The organism is Sulfitobacter pacificus (assembly GCF_030159975.1).
Taxonomy (GTDB): domain Bacteria; phylum Pseudomonadota; class Alphaproteobacteria; order Rhodobacterales; family Rhodobacteraceae; genus Sulfitobacter; species Sulfitobacter pacificus.
This window is the reverse complement of the sequence record NZ_BSNL01000001.1, coordinates 3,498,035-3,512,952: the sequence shown is the minus strand read 5'-3', so window position 1 is coordinate 3,512,952 and position 14,918 is coordinate 3,498,035. Positions and strand designations below refer to the sequence as shown.

At 58.4% G+C, this 14,918-nt stretch carries 13 protein-coding genes; 5 read left to right on the top strand and 8 right to left on the bottom strand.

Annotation, left to right across the window (positions count from 1 at the left end; all coding sequences use genetic code 11):
• Positions 1 to 121 precede the first annotated feature (121 nt).
• The gene (fdhF, locus tag QQL78_RS17555; protein ID WP_284375305.1) at positions 122 to 2,890 is read right to left on the bottom strand and encodes a formate dehydrogenase subunit alpha; all 2,769 of its coding nucleotides are present in this window, start codon (positions 2,888 to 2,890) and stop codon (positions 122 to 124) included.
• A gap of 247 nt (positions 2,891 to 3,137) precedes the next feature.
• Entirely contained in the window at positions 3,138 to 3,590 is a 453-nt protein-coding gene (locus QQL78_RS17550; protein WP_284375303.1) for an Lrp/AsnC family transcriptional regulator, read from the bottom strand.
• Between the two features lie 110 nt (positions 3,591 to 3,700).
• Between QQL78_RS17550 and QQL78_RS17545 the strand changes: the two genes are divergently transcribed.
• The 5 genes from QQL78_RS17545 (at position 3,701) to QQL78_RS17525 (ending at position 7,165) form a co-directional block, all read left to right on the top strand.
• Positions 3,701 to 4,381, top strand: coding sequence for an AzlC family ABC transporter permease (locus QQL78_RS17545; protein WP_284375301.1), 681 nt, complete (start codon positions 3,701 to 3,703; stop codon positions 4,379 to 4,381).
• Positions 4,378 to 4,674, top strand: coding sequence for an AzlD domain-containing protein (locus QQL78_RS17540; protein ID WP_284375299.1), 297 nt, complete (start codon positions 4,378 to 4,380; stop codon positions 4,672 to 4,674). The genes QQL78_RS17545 and QQL78_RS17540 overlap by 4 nt, the downstream gene beginning before the upstream one ends.
• A gap of 145 nt (positions 4,675 to 4,819) precedes the next feature.
• Positions 4,820 to 5,473 (top strand): histidine phosphatase family protein, encoded by a 654-nt coding sequence (locus QQL78_RS17535; RefSeq protein ID WP_284375297.1) that lies wholly within the window; start codon positions 4,820 to 4,822, stop codon positions 5,471 to 5,473.
• Between the two features lie 19 nt (positions 5,474 to 5,492).
• The gene (locus tag QQL78_RS17530) at positions 5,493 to 6,113 is read left to right on the top strand and encodes a glutathione S-transferase family protein (RefSeq protein ID WP_284375295.1); all 621 of its coding nucleotides are present in this window, start codon (positions 5,493 to 5,495) and stop codon (positions 6,111 to 6,113) included.
• Positions 6,110 to 7,165: a saccharopine dehydrogenase gene (locus tag QQL78_RS17525; protein WP_284375293.1), complete on the top strand. Its 1,056-nt coding sequence runs from the start codon at positions 6,110 to 6,112 to the stop codon at positions 7,163 to 7,165. The genes QQL78_RS17530 and QQL78_RS17525 overlap by 4 nt, the downstream gene beginning before the upstream one ends.
• Here QQL78_RS17525 and QQL78_RS17520 read toward each other — a convergent pair.
• The 6 genes from QQL78_RS17520 to mutL all read right to left on the bottom strand — a co-directional run bounded on the left by QQL78_RS17520 (position 7,162) and on the right by mutL (position 14,820).
• On the bottom strand, positions 7,162 to 7,893 hold the full coding sequence (locus tag QQL78_RS17520) for an SDR family NAD(P)-dependent oxidoreductase (RefSeq protein WP_284375292.1): 732 nt from the start codon (positions 7,891 to 7,893) through the stop codon (positions 7,162 to 7,164). The two genes, QQL78_RS17525 and QQL78_RS17520, sit on opposite strands and share 4 nt — an antisense overlap.
• Before the next feature lie 31 nt (positions 7,894 to 7,924).
• A complete protein-coding gene (locus QQL78_RS17515) occupies positions 7,925 to 9,163 on the bottom strand; it encodes an MFS transporter (RefSeq protein ID WP_284375290.1) in 1,239 nt (412 codons plus the stop codon).
• Positions 9,160 to 9,918: a DUF1365 domain-containing protein gene (locus tag QQL78_RS17510; RefSeq protein WP_284375289.1), complete on the bottom strand. Its 759-nt coding sequence runs from the start codon at positions 9,916 to 9,918 to the stop codon at positions 9,160 to 9,162. The genes QQL78_RS17515 and QQL78_RS17510 overlap by 4 nt, the downstream gene beginning before the upstream one ends.
• Positions 9,915 to 11,231: an NAD(P)/FAD-dependent oxidoreductase gene (locus QQL78_RS17505; RefSeq protein ID WP_284375288.1), complete on the bottom strand. Its 1,317-nt coding sequence runs from the start codon at positions 11,229 to 11,231 to the stop codon at positions 9,915 to 9,917. The genes QQL78_RS17510 and QQL78_RS17505 overlap by 4 nt, the downstream gene beginning before the upstream one ends.
• A gap of 200 nt (positions 11,232 to 11,431) precedes the next feature.
• Complete coding sequence (locus QQL78_RS17500) at positions 11,432 to 12,673, bottom strand: DNA recombination protein RmuC (RefSeq protein ID WP_284375286.1); 1,242 nt, start codon at positions 12,671 to 12,673, stop codon at positions 11,432 to 11,434.
• 311 nt (positions 12,674 to 12,984) lie between these two features.
• Positions 12,985 to 14,820 carry a DNA mismatch repair endonuclease MutL gene (mutL, locus tag QQL78_RS17495; protein ID WP_284375284.1) on the bottom strand — a complete coding sequence of 612 codons (1,836 nt, stop codon included), beginning with the start codon at positions 14,818 to 14,820 and terminating at the stop codon, positions 12,985 to 12,987.
• Positions 14,821 to 14,918: the final 98 nt, after the last annotated feature.

The following is a 14,918-nucleotide window of genomic DNA, read 5'->3' as shown; positions in this document are numbered from 1 at the left end:
CACATCTTCAGCCAAACGAACCCGCTTCTCTTTTTGGCCTTAAATGCTGTGGGGGGTCTGGGGGGCAAAGCCCCCCTCAGCAAAATAAAATCATGTGCGCCCCTTGGGGCGCTCAATCGGTTCACTCTGCCGCAACCTGTGTTTGGACCGCTTCAACCTTCACCGCAGAGAACTTGAACTCGGGGATTTTCCCATAAGGATCCACCGCCGGATTGGTCAGGATATTCGCTGCCGCCTCTACATAGGCAAACGGCAGGAACACCATATCCGGACTTACCGCACGATCCTCACGCGCCATGATCTCGATCGAACCGCGTTTGGTGCTCAACCGCACATGTTCGCCCGCTGTCACGCCCAGTTTGCGCAGGGTGCTGGGGTGCAGGGAACAATTCGCCTCTGGCTCCAACCCGTCCAACACCTTTGAACGGCGCGTCATTGATCCCGTGTGCCAATGCTCCAGCTGGCGGCCGGTTGTCAGGATCATCGGATATTGTGCATCCGGCACATCATCCGGCGCAATGATCGACGCAGGAGTAAACCGTGCCCGCCCATCCGGGCGCGGGAAACCATCGGCAAAAACAATCGCCTGCCCGGGATCTTCGGGGGAAAGCGACGGGTAAGTGACCGCATTCTCGCGCTCCAGACGCTCCCATGTGATGTTATCCAATGACTTCATGTTCAGCTTCATCTCGGCAAAAACATCTGCGGGCGATTGGTAATTCCACCCCAACCCCAGACGTTTGGCCAGTTCCACCTCGATCCACCAGTCCTCGCGCGCCTCTCCGGGCGGCGGCACGGCAGGACGTCCCATCTGCACCTGACGGTTGGTATTGGTCACCGTGCCGGATTTCTCGGCAAAGGCGCTCGCCGGCAGGATCACATCCGCGTAATTCGCGGTTTCGGTGATGAAAATATCCTGTACCACCAGATGCTCAAGCTTGGCCAGCGCATCACGGGCATGTTCCACATCCGGGTCCGACATCGCCGGGTTTTCCCCCAGCACATACATGCCCTTGATATCCCCGTCATGCACCGCATCCATGATCTCGGTCACGGTCAGACCTTTTTCAGATGAGAAATCCCCGGACTTCCAGACATCGGTAAAGGCAGAGCGCACCCCGTCGTTCATCACCGATTGATAATCCGGCAGGAACATCGGTATCAGCCCCGCATCCGACGCCCCTTGCACGTTGTTCTGTCCCCGCAGCGGATGCAGCCCGGCACCGGAACGGCCCAGCTGTCCGGTCATCAGGGCCAGCGAAATCAGACAGCGGGAGTTATCCGTACCATGGATATGCTGTGACACCCCCATGCCCCAGAAAATCATCGCCGCATTGGCCCCGGCAAAGGTACGCGCCACATCGCGTAGGGTCTCTGCATCAATGCCGCAAACCTCTGCCATCTTTTCCGGTGTAAAGTCTTTCAGATGCGCCTTTTCGGCTTCCCAATTCTCTGTATAGGCCTCGATATACTGCTTATCGTACAGCTCCTCCTCGACAATCACATGCATGATCGCATTCAGCATTGACACATCGGTGCCAGGTCGGAACTGCAACATATGGGAGGAGAACCGCTTCAGCGCCTGTCCGCGCGGATCCATCACAATCAGCTTGCCACCGCGTTTGGTGAACTGTTTGAAATAGGTCGCTGCAACGGGGTGGTTTTCAATCGGGTTACACCCAATTGCAATCGCCACATCGGCGTTTTCAATCTCGTTAAAGGTCGCCGTCACCGCACCCGAGCCGACGTTTTCCATCAACGCTGCCACCGAAGACGCATGACACAGACGCGTGCAGTGATCGACGTTGTTATGGCCAAAGCCCTGACGGATCATCTTCTGGAACAGATAGGCTTCCTCATTGGTGCATTTGGCCGAGCCGAAGCCCGCCACACCGGTGCCGCCAATATCCATCAACCCCTTGGCCGCAAAATCCAGCGCCTCATCCCACGTGGCCTCGCGGAAAAACTCCTGCCAATTGGCCGGATCGACGTTCAGCCCTTTTGCCGGTGCATCCTCTCGCCGGATCAACGGCTTCGTCAGGCGGTGATCGTGATGAATATAGTCAAACCCGAACCGCCCCTTCACACAGAGCCGCCCCTCATTGGCAGGACCATTGATGCCCTCGACATATTTCACCTTGTCATCTTTGATTTTCAGCGAGATCTGGCAGCCCACCCCGCAGAACGGGCAGATGCTCTCGACTTCACGGTCAAAATCCGCGCTGTCCCCCACCTGATCCGCATCCACAACCGTCGACGGCATCAGCGCCCCGGTCGGACAGGCCTGCACACATTCACCGCAGGCCACACAGGAACTTTCGCCCATCGGGTCGGCCATATCGAATGTCGGATAGCTGCCCTGCCCGCGACCCGACATGCCGATGACATCATTGACCTGCACCTCGCGACAGGCCCGCACACATAGGCCACATTGAATACAGGCATCCAGATTGACGGACATTGCCACATGACTGTCATCCAACAGTGGAATGCGCCCCTCCTCCAACTTGGGAAAGCGGCTGGCCGCCACGCCGTTCATCTCTGCCATATCAAACAGATGGCTGGATTTATCATGTGCCACGGCTGCCTCGGGCTGATCCGCCATCAGCAATTCGACCACCATCTTGCGCGCCGACTCTGCCCGCGCGTTGTTGGTCACCACAACCATCCCTTCAGAGGGTTCGCGAATGCAGGAGGCCGCCAACGTGCGTTCGCCCTCGATCTCGACCATACAGGCACGGCAGTTGCCATCAGGACGGTATCCGGGGGCTGGTTTGTGACAGAGATGCGGGATCACCAGACCACGACCATTGGCGATTTCCCAAATGGACAGACCGCTTTCTGCCTCAACCGTTTCCCCGTCGAGGGTGAATGTGATCTTCTCCGCCATGGTACTTCTCCCAAACTGTTGCCTATTCTATAGCGATTTCGCAGCCCCCGCAGGAGTCCCAATCCCGACACCCTGCCCCAGTTTTACGCCAAGCCAGGTTTCCGATACGCACGCCCTGCCCTTCATCTTGCCAATAGGGTCAGAACCGCGCCCTCCTGCTTCACCATCACGGCACATGAACCGCCGACACCTTGCACCGCCCCATCCTGTCGGGAGTTGATACAGCCGCAGGCATCCGCCTCATGGATCAGACCGGAAGCTCCAGCGTCGCTTTTTCAGTCGAAACAACAATCGACGTGCGGAATTTTCGCACATTCTTATCGGCAAAGAAGAACCGATGCGTGAACGCCTCATAATCTTCGATGTCCTTGGACACGACAATCATCACGAAATCACCGTCCCCGGCAATGCAGTAGAAATTCATAACCTGCCGGTCTTGTCGGGCCTTTCTTTTGAAGGCGTCGATCTGGTCCAGTCGATCACGCTCCAATTCAACAGAGACGATAGCGGTAATGCCAAAACCAAGCTTTTTCGGGTCCAGAACAGCAACTTCTTTCTGGATAACCCCATTGTCGCGCAAGACCTTCAGCCGCCTTTGAACCGAAGCAGTAGATGCCCCGATATGGTTCGCAAGTTCCTGTATCGGGGTGCGCGCGTTTTGTTGTAGAACCGACAACAGGCGATAGTCTGATTTGTCCATGACTGCAGCCTCTCTGAATTTCGGAATTTCGGAATTTTTGATAGTTTAACATCACGAAATCGAAATATTACATCTATAGTCTATCACATTTCGTCGATAGTGTGCCTGCTATGAAACACGGCGCGATCGCAATTCTCCCCCTGGCTGCTGGTGCAGCTGTTTACGGCTTTGCATTTGGTCTATTGGCCGCACAGGTCGGTTTCCCCTGGTGGGGCGTTGCTCTGATGAGCAGCCTTGTCCATGCCGGATCCTCCCAGATTGTCGCGGTTGAACAGTTTGCAGATAGCGCGGCCGTTGTCGGTGCAGCATTCGCAGGGGCGGCCCTGAACCTTCGCTATATCGGGATCATCGCGTCACTGACCGAGGTGCTAAGCGGGCTTTCTTTGCGGGCAAAGCTGCTGGTCATCCATATCACGGGCGATGAAAACTGGGCCTTAACGATGTCACAGCGGGCGAAAGACCCGCAGATCGGTGTACGGTTTTTGATCGGCTCCGGCCTTGTCATGATTACCGTCTGGACCATCTCTACAACGCTTGGTGCGTTTGTAGGGTCAACACTTCCCAATCTTGAGAAATTTGGCCTGGGCTTTGCATTCACCGCGGCCTTCATCGCCATGGCCCGGGGATTGTGGCGCGGTCATGCAAACCTCGTTCCATGGATCGCCAGTTTCGCAGTTACAATCGGCCTTGTCACATTGGGCATACCCAAAGCCTATGCGATCGTCGCAGGGGCGATTAGCGGTCTCGCTGTTTCGCACATCCTCAGAGACCGAAGAAAGCGCGCGCTATGACATTCCCGTTTTGGATGCTGATTATTGTTCTCGCCATCGCGGCATTCTCGATAAGGGTGCTGGGGCTCTTTGCCGGTGACGCGATCAAAGCATCCCGGTTTTCATGGATTCTGGATGATCTGCCCGGCCTTATTGTCGTTTCACTGGTCGCTGCCTCCCTTGCCAATCAATCTGTTGGGACATGGCTGGCGGCGGCGGCTGCACTGGCAGTCGCATATGTCGCGAACCATGTGATCTTGACCATGTGCGTGGGTGTGGCTGCATATGGCGGGCTGGTTTGGCTGGGGTTTTAAGATCAAAGCTGCTGACGCTCAGGCATGGAATCCAGGGTAAGTGCCGGGTGCCACGCTTCCTCCACCCTTCATCTTGCCAATTAAACTCAGCTGCACTTTCAACCCGCGCGCGCCTCGCCTATCAAAGCACCAAAGGAGCCGCCACATGTCCCATATTACCCTCATCCGCCACGGTCAGGCCAATTCCGGTGCCAAGGACGAACTCAGCTATGACCGGCTCAGCGCGCTTGGCCATGATCAAGCCGGATGGCTGGGCGGTTACCTGCAAGACAGCGCCACCCATCACACGCGGCTTTATACCGGCACCCTGCGCCGTCATATCGAAACCGCTGATGGCATGGCCACAGGGCTTGAGGCACAGCGCGATCCGCGGCTGAACGAGCTGGAATATTTCACCATGGCCCAACTGCTGGAAGAACAGCACGGCATTGATTTTCCCACCGAACAGGGGCAGTTCACCAGCCACCTGCCCACCGTCTTTACCTATTGGAAAGACGGCAAGATCGAGGGCACTCCGGAAACCTGGGACCAGTTTCACACCCGCGTCAACGATGCCCTACAGGAAATTGCTGCCGGCAGTGGCCCGGCGCTGGTGGTCACTTCGGGCGGGCTGATCTCCATGGCGATGTCGCAGGCAATGCATCTGGACATACCGGCAATGGCCCGTCTGGCCCTAGCGATCATGCACACGTCAATGCACCGTCTGTTTCCAATTGGCGGGCATTGGTCGCCTGTCTTGTTCAACGCGGTGCCGCATCTTGAAACAGCCGAGCGCCGCGTCGCGCAGACTCACATCTAATCCTTCGAAAGGCCTGCTCATGTTGAAACTCTATTACGCCACCGGCACCATCGCTGTTGCCGTGGCCATCACATTGGAAGAGGCGGGGCTGGCCTATGACCCGATCAAGGTTGATTTCGCCACGGGTGCGCAAACCAAACCCGACTACCTTGCGCTGAACCCCAAGGGCCGTGTGCCCGCCCTTGTCACCGCCAAAGGCACGATCCTGACCGAAACCGGTGCCTTGCTGGATTACATCGCCACCGTGCAACCGGACGCAGCATTGGTCCCGCAGGATGCCGAAGACGCGGCCCATATGCGCAGCGTGATGTATTACCTCGCCTCAACCATGCATGTGGCCCACGCCCATAAGATGCGTGGCAGCCGCTGGGCAGATCAGCAATCCAGCTTTGATGACATGACAGCCAAAGTCCCCGAAACCATGACCGCCTGCGCGGAATACGTCGAAACCGAATGTCTGCGCGGTGACTTCACGACTGGCAAGGCTCTGACACTTGCCGACCCTTATCTTTTTGTTGTCTGCAACTGGCTTAAGGGTGACGGCGTATCTCTCTCCGACTTCCCGAAAATCACCGCCTTCCTGTCCCGGATGGAAACCCGCGACAGCGTTAAAGCCGTGCGCGTGAAAGGTATCCTGTGACACATCTGTGGGTCCGCGCCGAGCAGCGCGAGAATGAAACACGCGTCGGCATCACGCCCGAAGGTGTCAGCACCCTGATGGCGCAGGGGATCACCGTCACGGTAGAGGCTTGCGGCACACGTGCCATTGAAACCGCCGATTATGTCGCTACAGGCTGCGCCATTGCGGCGATGCATTCATGGCCGGATGCGCCGGAAGATGCGATCATCTTTGGCCTCAAGGAACTGCCCGAGGATGGCACACCGCTGCGCCATACCCACACCATGTTCGGCCATGCTTTCAAGGGGCAGATTTCCGGCCAGATCCTGCTGCGCCGGTTTCAGGCGGGCGGCGGCACCCTGCTGGATCTGGAATATCTGACCAATGACACGGGCCGACGCGTCGCCGCCTTTGGCTATTGGGCCGGATTTGCAGGCGCGGCTGTTGCCCTGAAATCATGGGCCGCCCAACAGCGCGGCGCGATTTGCGCCCCCGTCACCCCCTACGCCAATGCTGAGGCGCTGAAAACCGATCTGGCCCGCGACATGCAGGCGGCGGGCAATGCCCCAACCGCCCTGATCATCGGGGCCTTGGGCCGTGTGGGTACCGGTGCTGCGGATCTGTGCAAGGCGATGAGTGCCCCTGTCACCGGCTGGGACATGAAGGAAACCGCCCATGGCGGCCCTTTCCCGGAGATCCTGTCCCATGACATCTTTCTCAATTGCATCCTTGCCGGTCCGCAAACCCCCGTGTTTGTGCCAAAATCCGCATTAACCGCGCCGCGCAACCTTAGCGTCATCGGTGATATCGCCTGCGATCCCGACAGCGATTACAACCCCGTGCCAGTCTATGACCGCGCCACCACCTGGACCGCCCCTGCCTTGCGGGTGCATGAAGATCCGGTGATGGATGTGATGGCCATCGACAATCTGCCGTCGATGTTGCCGCTGGAAAGCTCACAAGACTTCGCCGGTCAGCTGCTGCCTACCCTGTCACAACTGGACGGGGACCAGGACGGCGTTTGGGCACGGGCGCGGGCCACCTTTGCCACCCATATGGCCGCGCTCGGTTAGCTAAAAATGCGGTAGTACAGCCAGTCGGGCAGGAATTGGCTACCGCGAAACAGCAATGAAAACAGCCACGGAAAGCTTTTCTTGAAGCTCTCCGTGTTCATATGTTCGAACACTTCGCCCGCCGCTTCATCCGCTTCCATCAGGAACGGCATTTTGAAATCGTTCTTGGCCGTCAGCTGTGTTTTGATAAATCCGGGATTCACCACCTGAACCTGAACACCGGTTTTGCGCAGATCCGCATACATCGATTCCGCCAGCGACATTGTGCCTGCCTTGGACGCCGTATACCCGACTGATCCGGGCAGGCCGCGAAAACCCGTCAGGCTGGAGGTGATTACAATATGTCCCGCGTCCCGCGCCACCATCGCCGGCACCACCTGCCCCATCACCCGCATCAAGCCGGTAAAGTTGATATCGGCCATCGCCACCGCCTGATCCGCGTCCCATTCCTTGGCACCGAACGGCCAATAGACACCGGCCAGATAGACCACACCATCCACCGTGCCCACCGCAGCAGCGGCCGCTTTCACGCTTTCGTTGTCGGCCACGTCCATCGTTTGATAACTGGCCTTGCCCGGCAATGCAGCGACCAAATCCGCCAATTTATCCTCGGACCGTGCCGACAGGATCACCTCCGCCCCTGCCCGGTTCAGCTTTTGCGCCAATGCCGCGCCCAGCCCATCACTGGCCCCAACCAACCAATAGCGTTTGCCTTGCCACTCTTTCATCATTCCCCCTTTGGCCGCATCCCTGCCGCCATCATTCCTGTTCACTGTCGCGCACTGTTGCCAGCAGGGCAATTGCGGCCAGTTTCAAGACACAGGGCACCGCCGCATAAAACATCACCAAAAGCCGCACCGCATCCGGCGGGTTGGCCTGTCCACCGCTTTGCAGCCCTGCGCGTTCCAATGCAGGAAGTAGGGCGACAGCTGCAAATGCCAATGTGAATTTTGACACAAAGGCCCAAAGCCCGAACCCTTCCGCCGCAGAAGGGGATATTTTCGCCAGCCGCGCCGCAAACATCGCTGGCAGCAGGGTCAGGTCCGCGCCCAGCACCGCCCCCGAGGCCACACAGACCAGCGCGAAAAGCGGCACATCCCCCGGCCCCAGCAGGACCGCGCCGCCAAAGGCAAATATCCCCAGTACCATGGCGCAAAGCAACACAGGTTTCGGGCCAAACCGCTCTGCCAGCCTTCCCCAAAGCGGGGCCGCACCCGCAGCGGACAGAAAGAACAACAGCAACAGCGCCCCTTCCCAACCGGGGGCCTCCAGCGCGATCTCGACATAGAACAAAAACAAGGTTGAGCTGACCGCAACAGGGGCCGCATTGACCAGCGCGATCAACAGCAATTTTCGCGCAATCGGGTCTGCCAGCACGGGGCCAAACCCGGTCGACGCCGCCACGCCTGTGCTGTGCCATTCGCCCCGCATGGCAAACACCGACAGCCCTGCCAGAACCGCAAACCCCACCGCGAACCCCGCAAAGGGCGCACCCATCACAGCGCCCAACGCCACCGGCGTGACCGACGCGACGCAGACCCCCAAAAGCGCTCCTGTCTCGCGCCAGCGGGCCAGAGCCAGATGCCCAGTTGCCCCCAAGCCATCCGCCTTGGCGACCCCTTGGGCGTAAAAACAGATGGTCAGGAAACTGAAGGCTGAAAATACCATTATCAGCATCGCCCCGAACCACAGGATCGGACGGACGGGCGGCGCAATCGCGAATAATCCAATCATCGCGGTGGCCATCACCCCCGCGCCAATGCCAACTGCCACACCCCGCCTGTGGCGCAGCTTTTCCGCCAGTTTGCCCAACAGCGGGTCCTGCACAACATCCAGCAAACGCAGCCCGAACAAAACCGCCCCAAGTGCGGCCAGCGACACCCCGTATTCATCAACATAGAACTTGGGCGCATGAATATAAATCGGCAACCCCGCCGCTGACAGCAACGCAGCAAACAGCGCATAGGCAGACAAGTTCCGCGGTGCCCCTGCCCTCATCGGCTCACGTCTGAAGAAGGCGGTTCAGGCCGGTTGCGAAACCCCGCACCTTTCCACCACAGCTTGGCCGCCTGCCAATGGATCAACGCCAGAACGCGGCGTGATCCGAAAGGTCGGCGAACCATCGCTTTGAGAATACCAAAGCTGCTGAGCTTTTGCCGCTTGCCCGTCAGCGTCGCGATCAAACCGCCCTGACCTGCCGTGTAGTCAATCCAGATGCCCAGCTTTTCATCGGTGATATCAAAGCGAAACGTATAGCTACCCGCAACCGGCTGAAACGGCGAGACGTGAAAAATCTTGGTCGCGCTGATCTGGTCGGTCGCGTTAATCGCCCGCTGATCCGGGTGGGCGCAAAGGTAGCAATGCCGGTCGCCATAGGTATTGGACACCTCCGCAATCACGGTGATCAACCCGCCGTGGCTGTTGCGGCAAAGCCAGAAACTGACCGGGTTAAACACATGGCCCAGAATGCGCGGCTGCGCCAGGATCTCGATCTGTTCAACACCAGTAATCTGATGTTCCTGCAACACTTGCCGGACCCACTTGGCCCCGGTTCCCTGTTTCGGGGCACCGCCGTGATCTGCGTCCTGCAATGAGGCCAATCCGACCCTGTTACGCCCGAACAGCGCAGGCGTCTGCACTTCGGCCTCTGCGTCGCAGAGCACATAGTCGATCGAATACCGAAAGGCGTTTTTCACGGCACCCTTGCGCCCGTGAAACGTCTGCCCCGCGATATGATCAACGGTTTTTGTCATTCCGCCGCAATCGGCAGGGCCGCCCGCCGTTCAATGGCCTCAACAACCGTCATCGCCGACTTCAACCCGTCCTCGTGAAACCCGTGGCCCATCCACGCACCGCAGAACCATGTGCCACGTGTGCCGTTAAAGGCCGCCACTTCCTTTTGCGCCGCCAAGGCACCCAGATCATAAACCGGATGGCGCAGGGTGACCTGATCATAGATCAATTCCTCGCGGATGGCGCGTTTGGTGTTCAGCGTCACAAAATGCGGGTCATTTTCGGGGATCGGTTGCAGGGAGTTCATCCAATAGGTCAGATCAATCCGGTCCGACTGCGCCTTCCTGTCCTCGGTATAGACCCAGGAGGCCCAGGTTTTGCGCCGCTTGGGCATGATGCTGGCATCCGCATGCAGGACAACATCGTTGGGCTGGTATTTCACCGCGCCCAGTGCCTTTTGTTCGGTGCCATCCGCGTCTGTCAGCATGGCAAGACTGTCGTCGGAATGGGTGGCAAAGACCACCTCGTCGAAACGCTCCCATTCGCCGCCCCATGTTTTCACCTCGACACCCGCATCGCTGCGGCGCACCCCCTGCACGGCGGCGTTCAGACGAATATCAACACCTTTCGCAACCATCGCCGCCTCAAGCCGCTGCACATATTGTGTCGAACCGCCCTGCACCGTGTACCATTGATGCTGGCCTGAATAGTCAAGCAGCGCGTGATTGTTCAGGAAACTGACCATGGCATGCGCCGGGAAATCCATGATTTTCTGTGTCGGTGTTGACCAGATCGCGCCGGACAGGGGTGCCAGATAATAATCGCGGAAATACCGGCCCAGCCCCAACACCTTGATGAACTCCGCAATCGTCAGCGATTGATCCCGCGCAACCCGCACCGCGTTTTTGTTAAACTTCACAATGTCGCGCACCATGCGCAAAAATGCAGGGTTCACAGCATTGCGCCGCTGGGCAAATATCGCATCCACAGAATGCAGCGCATATTCCATCCGCCCGCCGTCAATTGACGCGCCAAAGCTCATGTCGGATTTGATCACCGGCACGTCCAACTCATTAAACAGGGCCGCCAGACGCGGATAATTCGCATAGTTGAACACGATAAACCCGGTATCCACCGGTTGATCGCCATTTTTACCCGCCACCACCGTACGCGCATGCCCACCCAGCCGCGCACCGCTTTCAAACAGGGTAACATTATGCGAGGCGGTCAAGCGATGTGCAGCCCCCATACCGGAGATGCCAGCGCCGATAACGGCGATGGAACGGTGCCCGGGAGTGGGCAATTGAGGAGAAGCTTGTTTGTCAAATGGCATAAAAGGAAAAATCCTGTTCTGGCGCGTCAGCGGTCTGTCGTTGCGTTGCATCTAGTGCGTTGGAACCACGATGCCAGAAGGAAAAGAGTTGCATGTAATTTTTGCTAAGCTGCATGTAGTTAAGCTTTGCTTAAGGACCGTGGGCGGCACCAGACAAAGGCCGCCTTTGTCACGCCCCTACCAGGCGGAGGCAACGAGACTTAAGTATCGGGCTTTAACAAAGGCACAACGCTGCTGGCTGGCTTATCTTCCGCCAGCTCTTCAAAATCAAAGTTATGCAGCCGCCCGGAACGTTTCGCCGCTTTCTCTGAACTGATCAGGATTTCATCAACGTCTTTACGCGCCTGCCCGAAATGCCGGTCCAGATTGCCCACCCGTGTTACCAGACGTTCAACATCGCTGTTCAACAGCCCCAGCTCCTTGCGGATCGCCCCGGCCTGTTCACGCATCCGCGCGTCTTTCAGGATCGCCCGCATGGTGTTCAATGTCGCCATGCAGGTGGTCGGCGACACGATCCAGACACGTTTTTCAAAACCGTAGCGCGTGATCTCGCCAAAGTTTGCGTGCAGCTCGGCATAGACCGCCTCGGACGGCAGGAACATCAACGCCCCGTCTGCGGTTTCCCCTTCGATGATGTATTTGGCCGCAATCGCGTCGATATGGGTTTTCACCGCCACCCGCATCGCCCGTGCGGCTTCCTTCACCTCGTAATCCGTGGTGGCGCGACGCAGGGCCTCATAAGCCTCCAGCGGGAATTTACTGTCGATCACAATCGGTCCCGGCGGGTTGGGCAGATGGATCAGACAGTCGGGCCGCTTGCCATTGGAAAGCGTCGATTGCATCGAATAGGCATCCGTCGGCAGCGCCTTGGACACGATATCATGCAGCTGGATTTCCCCGAAACTGCCGCGTGTCTGTTTGTTGCTCAGGATGTCCTGCAAGGACAGCACGTCACCGGAAAGCTTGGTGATATTGTCCTGCGCTTTGTCAATCGAGGCCAGCCGTTCCTGCAATTGGGTCAGGCTGGTGGTGGTCTGTTTGGAACTGCCATGCAGGGTTTCGTTCACCCGCTCCTGCATTTCGGCCAGTGCCCGCGCCGATTTCGCGGCATTATCCGCCAGCCGGTCCTGCATGTTCTGTTGCACATGAGCCAACCGCGCCTCCATGCTCTGGATCAACTGGGCCTGTGCATTTGCCTGCGTATCCGACACGGTCTGCAATCCCCCCTGAAGCCGCTCCTGCGCCGCCCCCAATTGCTGTACGTACCCGCCAAGCCCCTGAATTTGCTGCCCCAACGGGGCCGCCATCCGCGCCGATCGGCCCGCCGCACGCACCGCGACAATCAACAGGACAAGGATCAACAGCACCACCGCCCCCGCGATAAGGGCGGCAATCACTAGGGGATCATCCCATTGGTAGGTTTGTCCGTTAATCTGGATCATGTCCGCCAGCGCATTTTCGAAAGGACACAGACCCCGGGTTGATTAGGCTTCGATACAATCGATGTTCCGGCAGCGTCAAATGTATCGGCCCGAACATCGATTGGAACCGCGTTCCCACCTTGGTCGACAATCGAAATCTGAACTAGTCTTTCGGCGTCAGGCCCAACGACACTATTGACGATTTGACATGCAAGATTGTAATCAATTTCAAATACTAATTTGGCCTTTGCATCGGGATATCTATGGACCCTAGCAACAGCATCGACAATTTCACCGCGTTTGCCTTCTTTCCAAGTCCTCAATAGAGCCATTCAAGTTCTCCCGAAAAGCCGCTCAATATCGGCCAGTTTGAGTTCTACATACGTGGGGCGGCCATGGTTGCACTGCCCAGAATGCGGTGTTGCTTCCATCTCGCGCAGCAGCGCGTTCATCTCTTCGCCCCGCATCCGCCGGCCCGACCGGATCGAACCGTGACAGGCAATCCGGCTTAGGATCGCTTCGATCTTGGCCTGCAACAGGTTGCTGTCGTTCTGATCCGCCAGTTCGTCCAGAATATCCAGCAGCAGGGCGCGCGCGTTTACCTCGCCCAGAATCGCCGGCGTTTCGCGCACCGCAATGGCGCTGCCGCCAAAGGCTTCGATGCCCAGACCAAAACGGTACATTTCAACCGTCAGGTCTAGCAGACGTTCACAATCACCCGCAGAGAGTTCCACAATTTCGGGGATCAGCAGGGCCTGTGCGGCCACGCCGTTCTCTGCCATCTGGCGTTTCAGTTTCTCATAAACCAGACGTTCATGGGCGGCATGTTGATCAACAATAACCATGCCATTAGCGGTCTGCGCGATGATATAGTTTTCATGCACCTGCCCGCGTGCGGTGCCCAGTGGGAAATCCTCATCCGCCGTTTGCACAACCTCTTCTGCCGGCGTTTCGACCCGCCCCCAGACACCTGCGGTTTCCGCAAACCCCGGTGCCTGTGCCTCATAAGCGGCGGTGCGTGCGCCCAGTGACGGGCGGTCCATCTGATAGACCCGCGCCTGTGTCGGTTCCGGTGTCATCGCGCCCAGGGTCGCCCCCGCCACCGTGGTCGAGGCCCGATGCCCCGCATTGGCCAAAGCATGACGCAGCGCCGATACGATCAGGCCCCGTGCCAGACCCGGATCGCGAAACCGCACTTCGGATTTGGCGGGATGCACGTTCACATCCACCAGTGTCGGATCACAGTCGATAAACAGCGCCGCCGCCGGATGACGGTCGCGTGACAGGAAATCGAAATAGGCCCCACGCAGCGCCCCGACCAACAGCTTGTCGCGCACAGGCCGCCCGTTGACGAACAGATATTGCGCCACCGCTGACCCACGTGAATAGGTCGGCAGTGCCGCAAATCCAGTCAGGTGCAGCCCCTCACGTTCGGCATCAATCTGCAAGGCATTATCGGCAAATTCGCGCCCCAGCACCTGCGCCAACCGGCCATGCAGGGCGTCAAACAGATCACCCTGTTCTGCCCCGACACGAAACACATTGCGCCCCTCGCCACCACCCGAGACATCGCGCAGGGTAAAGCTGACAAACGGGTCCGCCATGGCCAGCCGTTTGACAACATCGCCAATTGCCTGCGCCTCTGCCCGGTCGGTGCGCAGGAATTTCAGCCGCGCGGGCGTGGCGTAAAACAGATCCCGCAGGGTCACCACAGTACCGCCATTCAGCGCGGCAGGTTTGACCGCACCGGTCTGTCCGCCATTCACCGTGATTTCCGCGCCCTCATGACCCGCCGCGCGGCTGGTGATGGTCAAGCGGCCAACAGCGCCCAGTGATGGTAAAGCCTCGCCACGAAACCCGAAAGTATGGATATTCAACAGGTCGGACCCGTCGATTTTAGAGGTGGCATGGCGCGACAAGGCCAGTGGCAGATCATTCGGCGCAATGCCACAGCCGTCATCAGTCACGCGGATCAGCGTCTTGCCGCCATCAGCATATTCAACGGTGATCCGCTTGGCACCGGCGTCGACCGCGTTTTCCACCAGTTCCTTCACCGCAGAGGCAGGTCGTTCGACCACTTCGCCCGCCGCAATCCGGTTGATCGCAGAATCGTCCAACTGACGGATGACCGGCTGTGTGTCGCTTATGTTGGGGTTTGGCTGGGACATGCCGCAAAACCTAGCATGAGCGCGGCGCAGACTGAACCCGATTCGGACCGCTTGATCGACAAGAAACCCACCTAACCACGCGGCAAGAGGATGCCCGC

What these genes read in the sequence shown, in the direction of transcription:
- QQL78_RS17550 (WP_284375303.1), bottom strand. Translation starts at nt 3,590, where the DNA reads ATGGACAAATCAGACTATCGCCTGTTGTCGGTTCTACAACAAAACGCG.
- QQL78_RS17505 (WP_284375288.1), bottom strand. Translation starts at nt 11,231, where the DNA reads ATGCCATTTGACAAACAAGCTTCTCCTCAATTGCCCACTCCCGGGCAC.
- QQL78_RS17530 (WP_284375295.1), top strand. Translation starts at nt 5,493, where the DNA reads ATGTTGAAACTCTATTACGCCACCGGCACCATCGCTGTTGCCGTGGCC.
- fdhF (WP_284375305.1), bottom strand. Translation starts at nt 2,890, where the DNA reads ATGGCGGAGAAGATCACATTCACCCTCGACGGGGAAACGGTTGAGGCA.
- QQL78_RS17520 (WP_284375292.1), bottom strand. Translation starts at nt 7,893, where the DNA reads ATGAAAGAGTGGCAAGGCAAACGCTATTGGTTGGTTGGGGCCAGTGAT.
- QQL78_RS17540 (WP_284375299.1), top strand. Translation starts at nt 4,378, where the DNA reads ATGACATTCCCGTTTTGGATGCTGATTATTGTTCTCGCCATCGCGGCA.
- QQL78_RS17545 (WP_284375301.1), top strand. Translation starts at nt 3,701, where the DNA reads ATGAAACACGGCGCGATCGCAATTCTCCCCCTGGCTGCTGGTGCAGCT.
- mutL (WP_284375284.1), bottom strand. Translation starts at nt 14,820, where the DNA reads ATGTCCCAGCCAAACCCCAACATAAGCGACACACAGCCGGTCATCCGT.
- QQL78_RS17500 (WP_284375286.1), bottom strand. Translation starts at nt 12,673, where the DNA reads ATGATCCAGATTAACGGACAAACCTACCAATGGGATGATCCCCTAGTG.
- QQL78_RS17515 (WP_284375290.1), bottom strand. Translation starts at nt 9,163, where the DNA reads ATGAGGGCAGGGGCACCGCGGAACTTGTCTGCCTATGCGCTGTTTGCT.
- QQL78_RS17535 (WP_284375297.1), top strand. Translation starts at nt 4,820, where the DNA reads ATGTCCCATATTACCCTCATCCGCCACGGTCAGGCCAATTCCGGTGCC.
- QQL78_RS17510 (WP_284375289.1), bottom strand. Translation starts at nt 9,918, where the DNA reads ATGACAAAAACCGTTGATCATATCGCGGGGCAGACGTTTCACGGGCGC.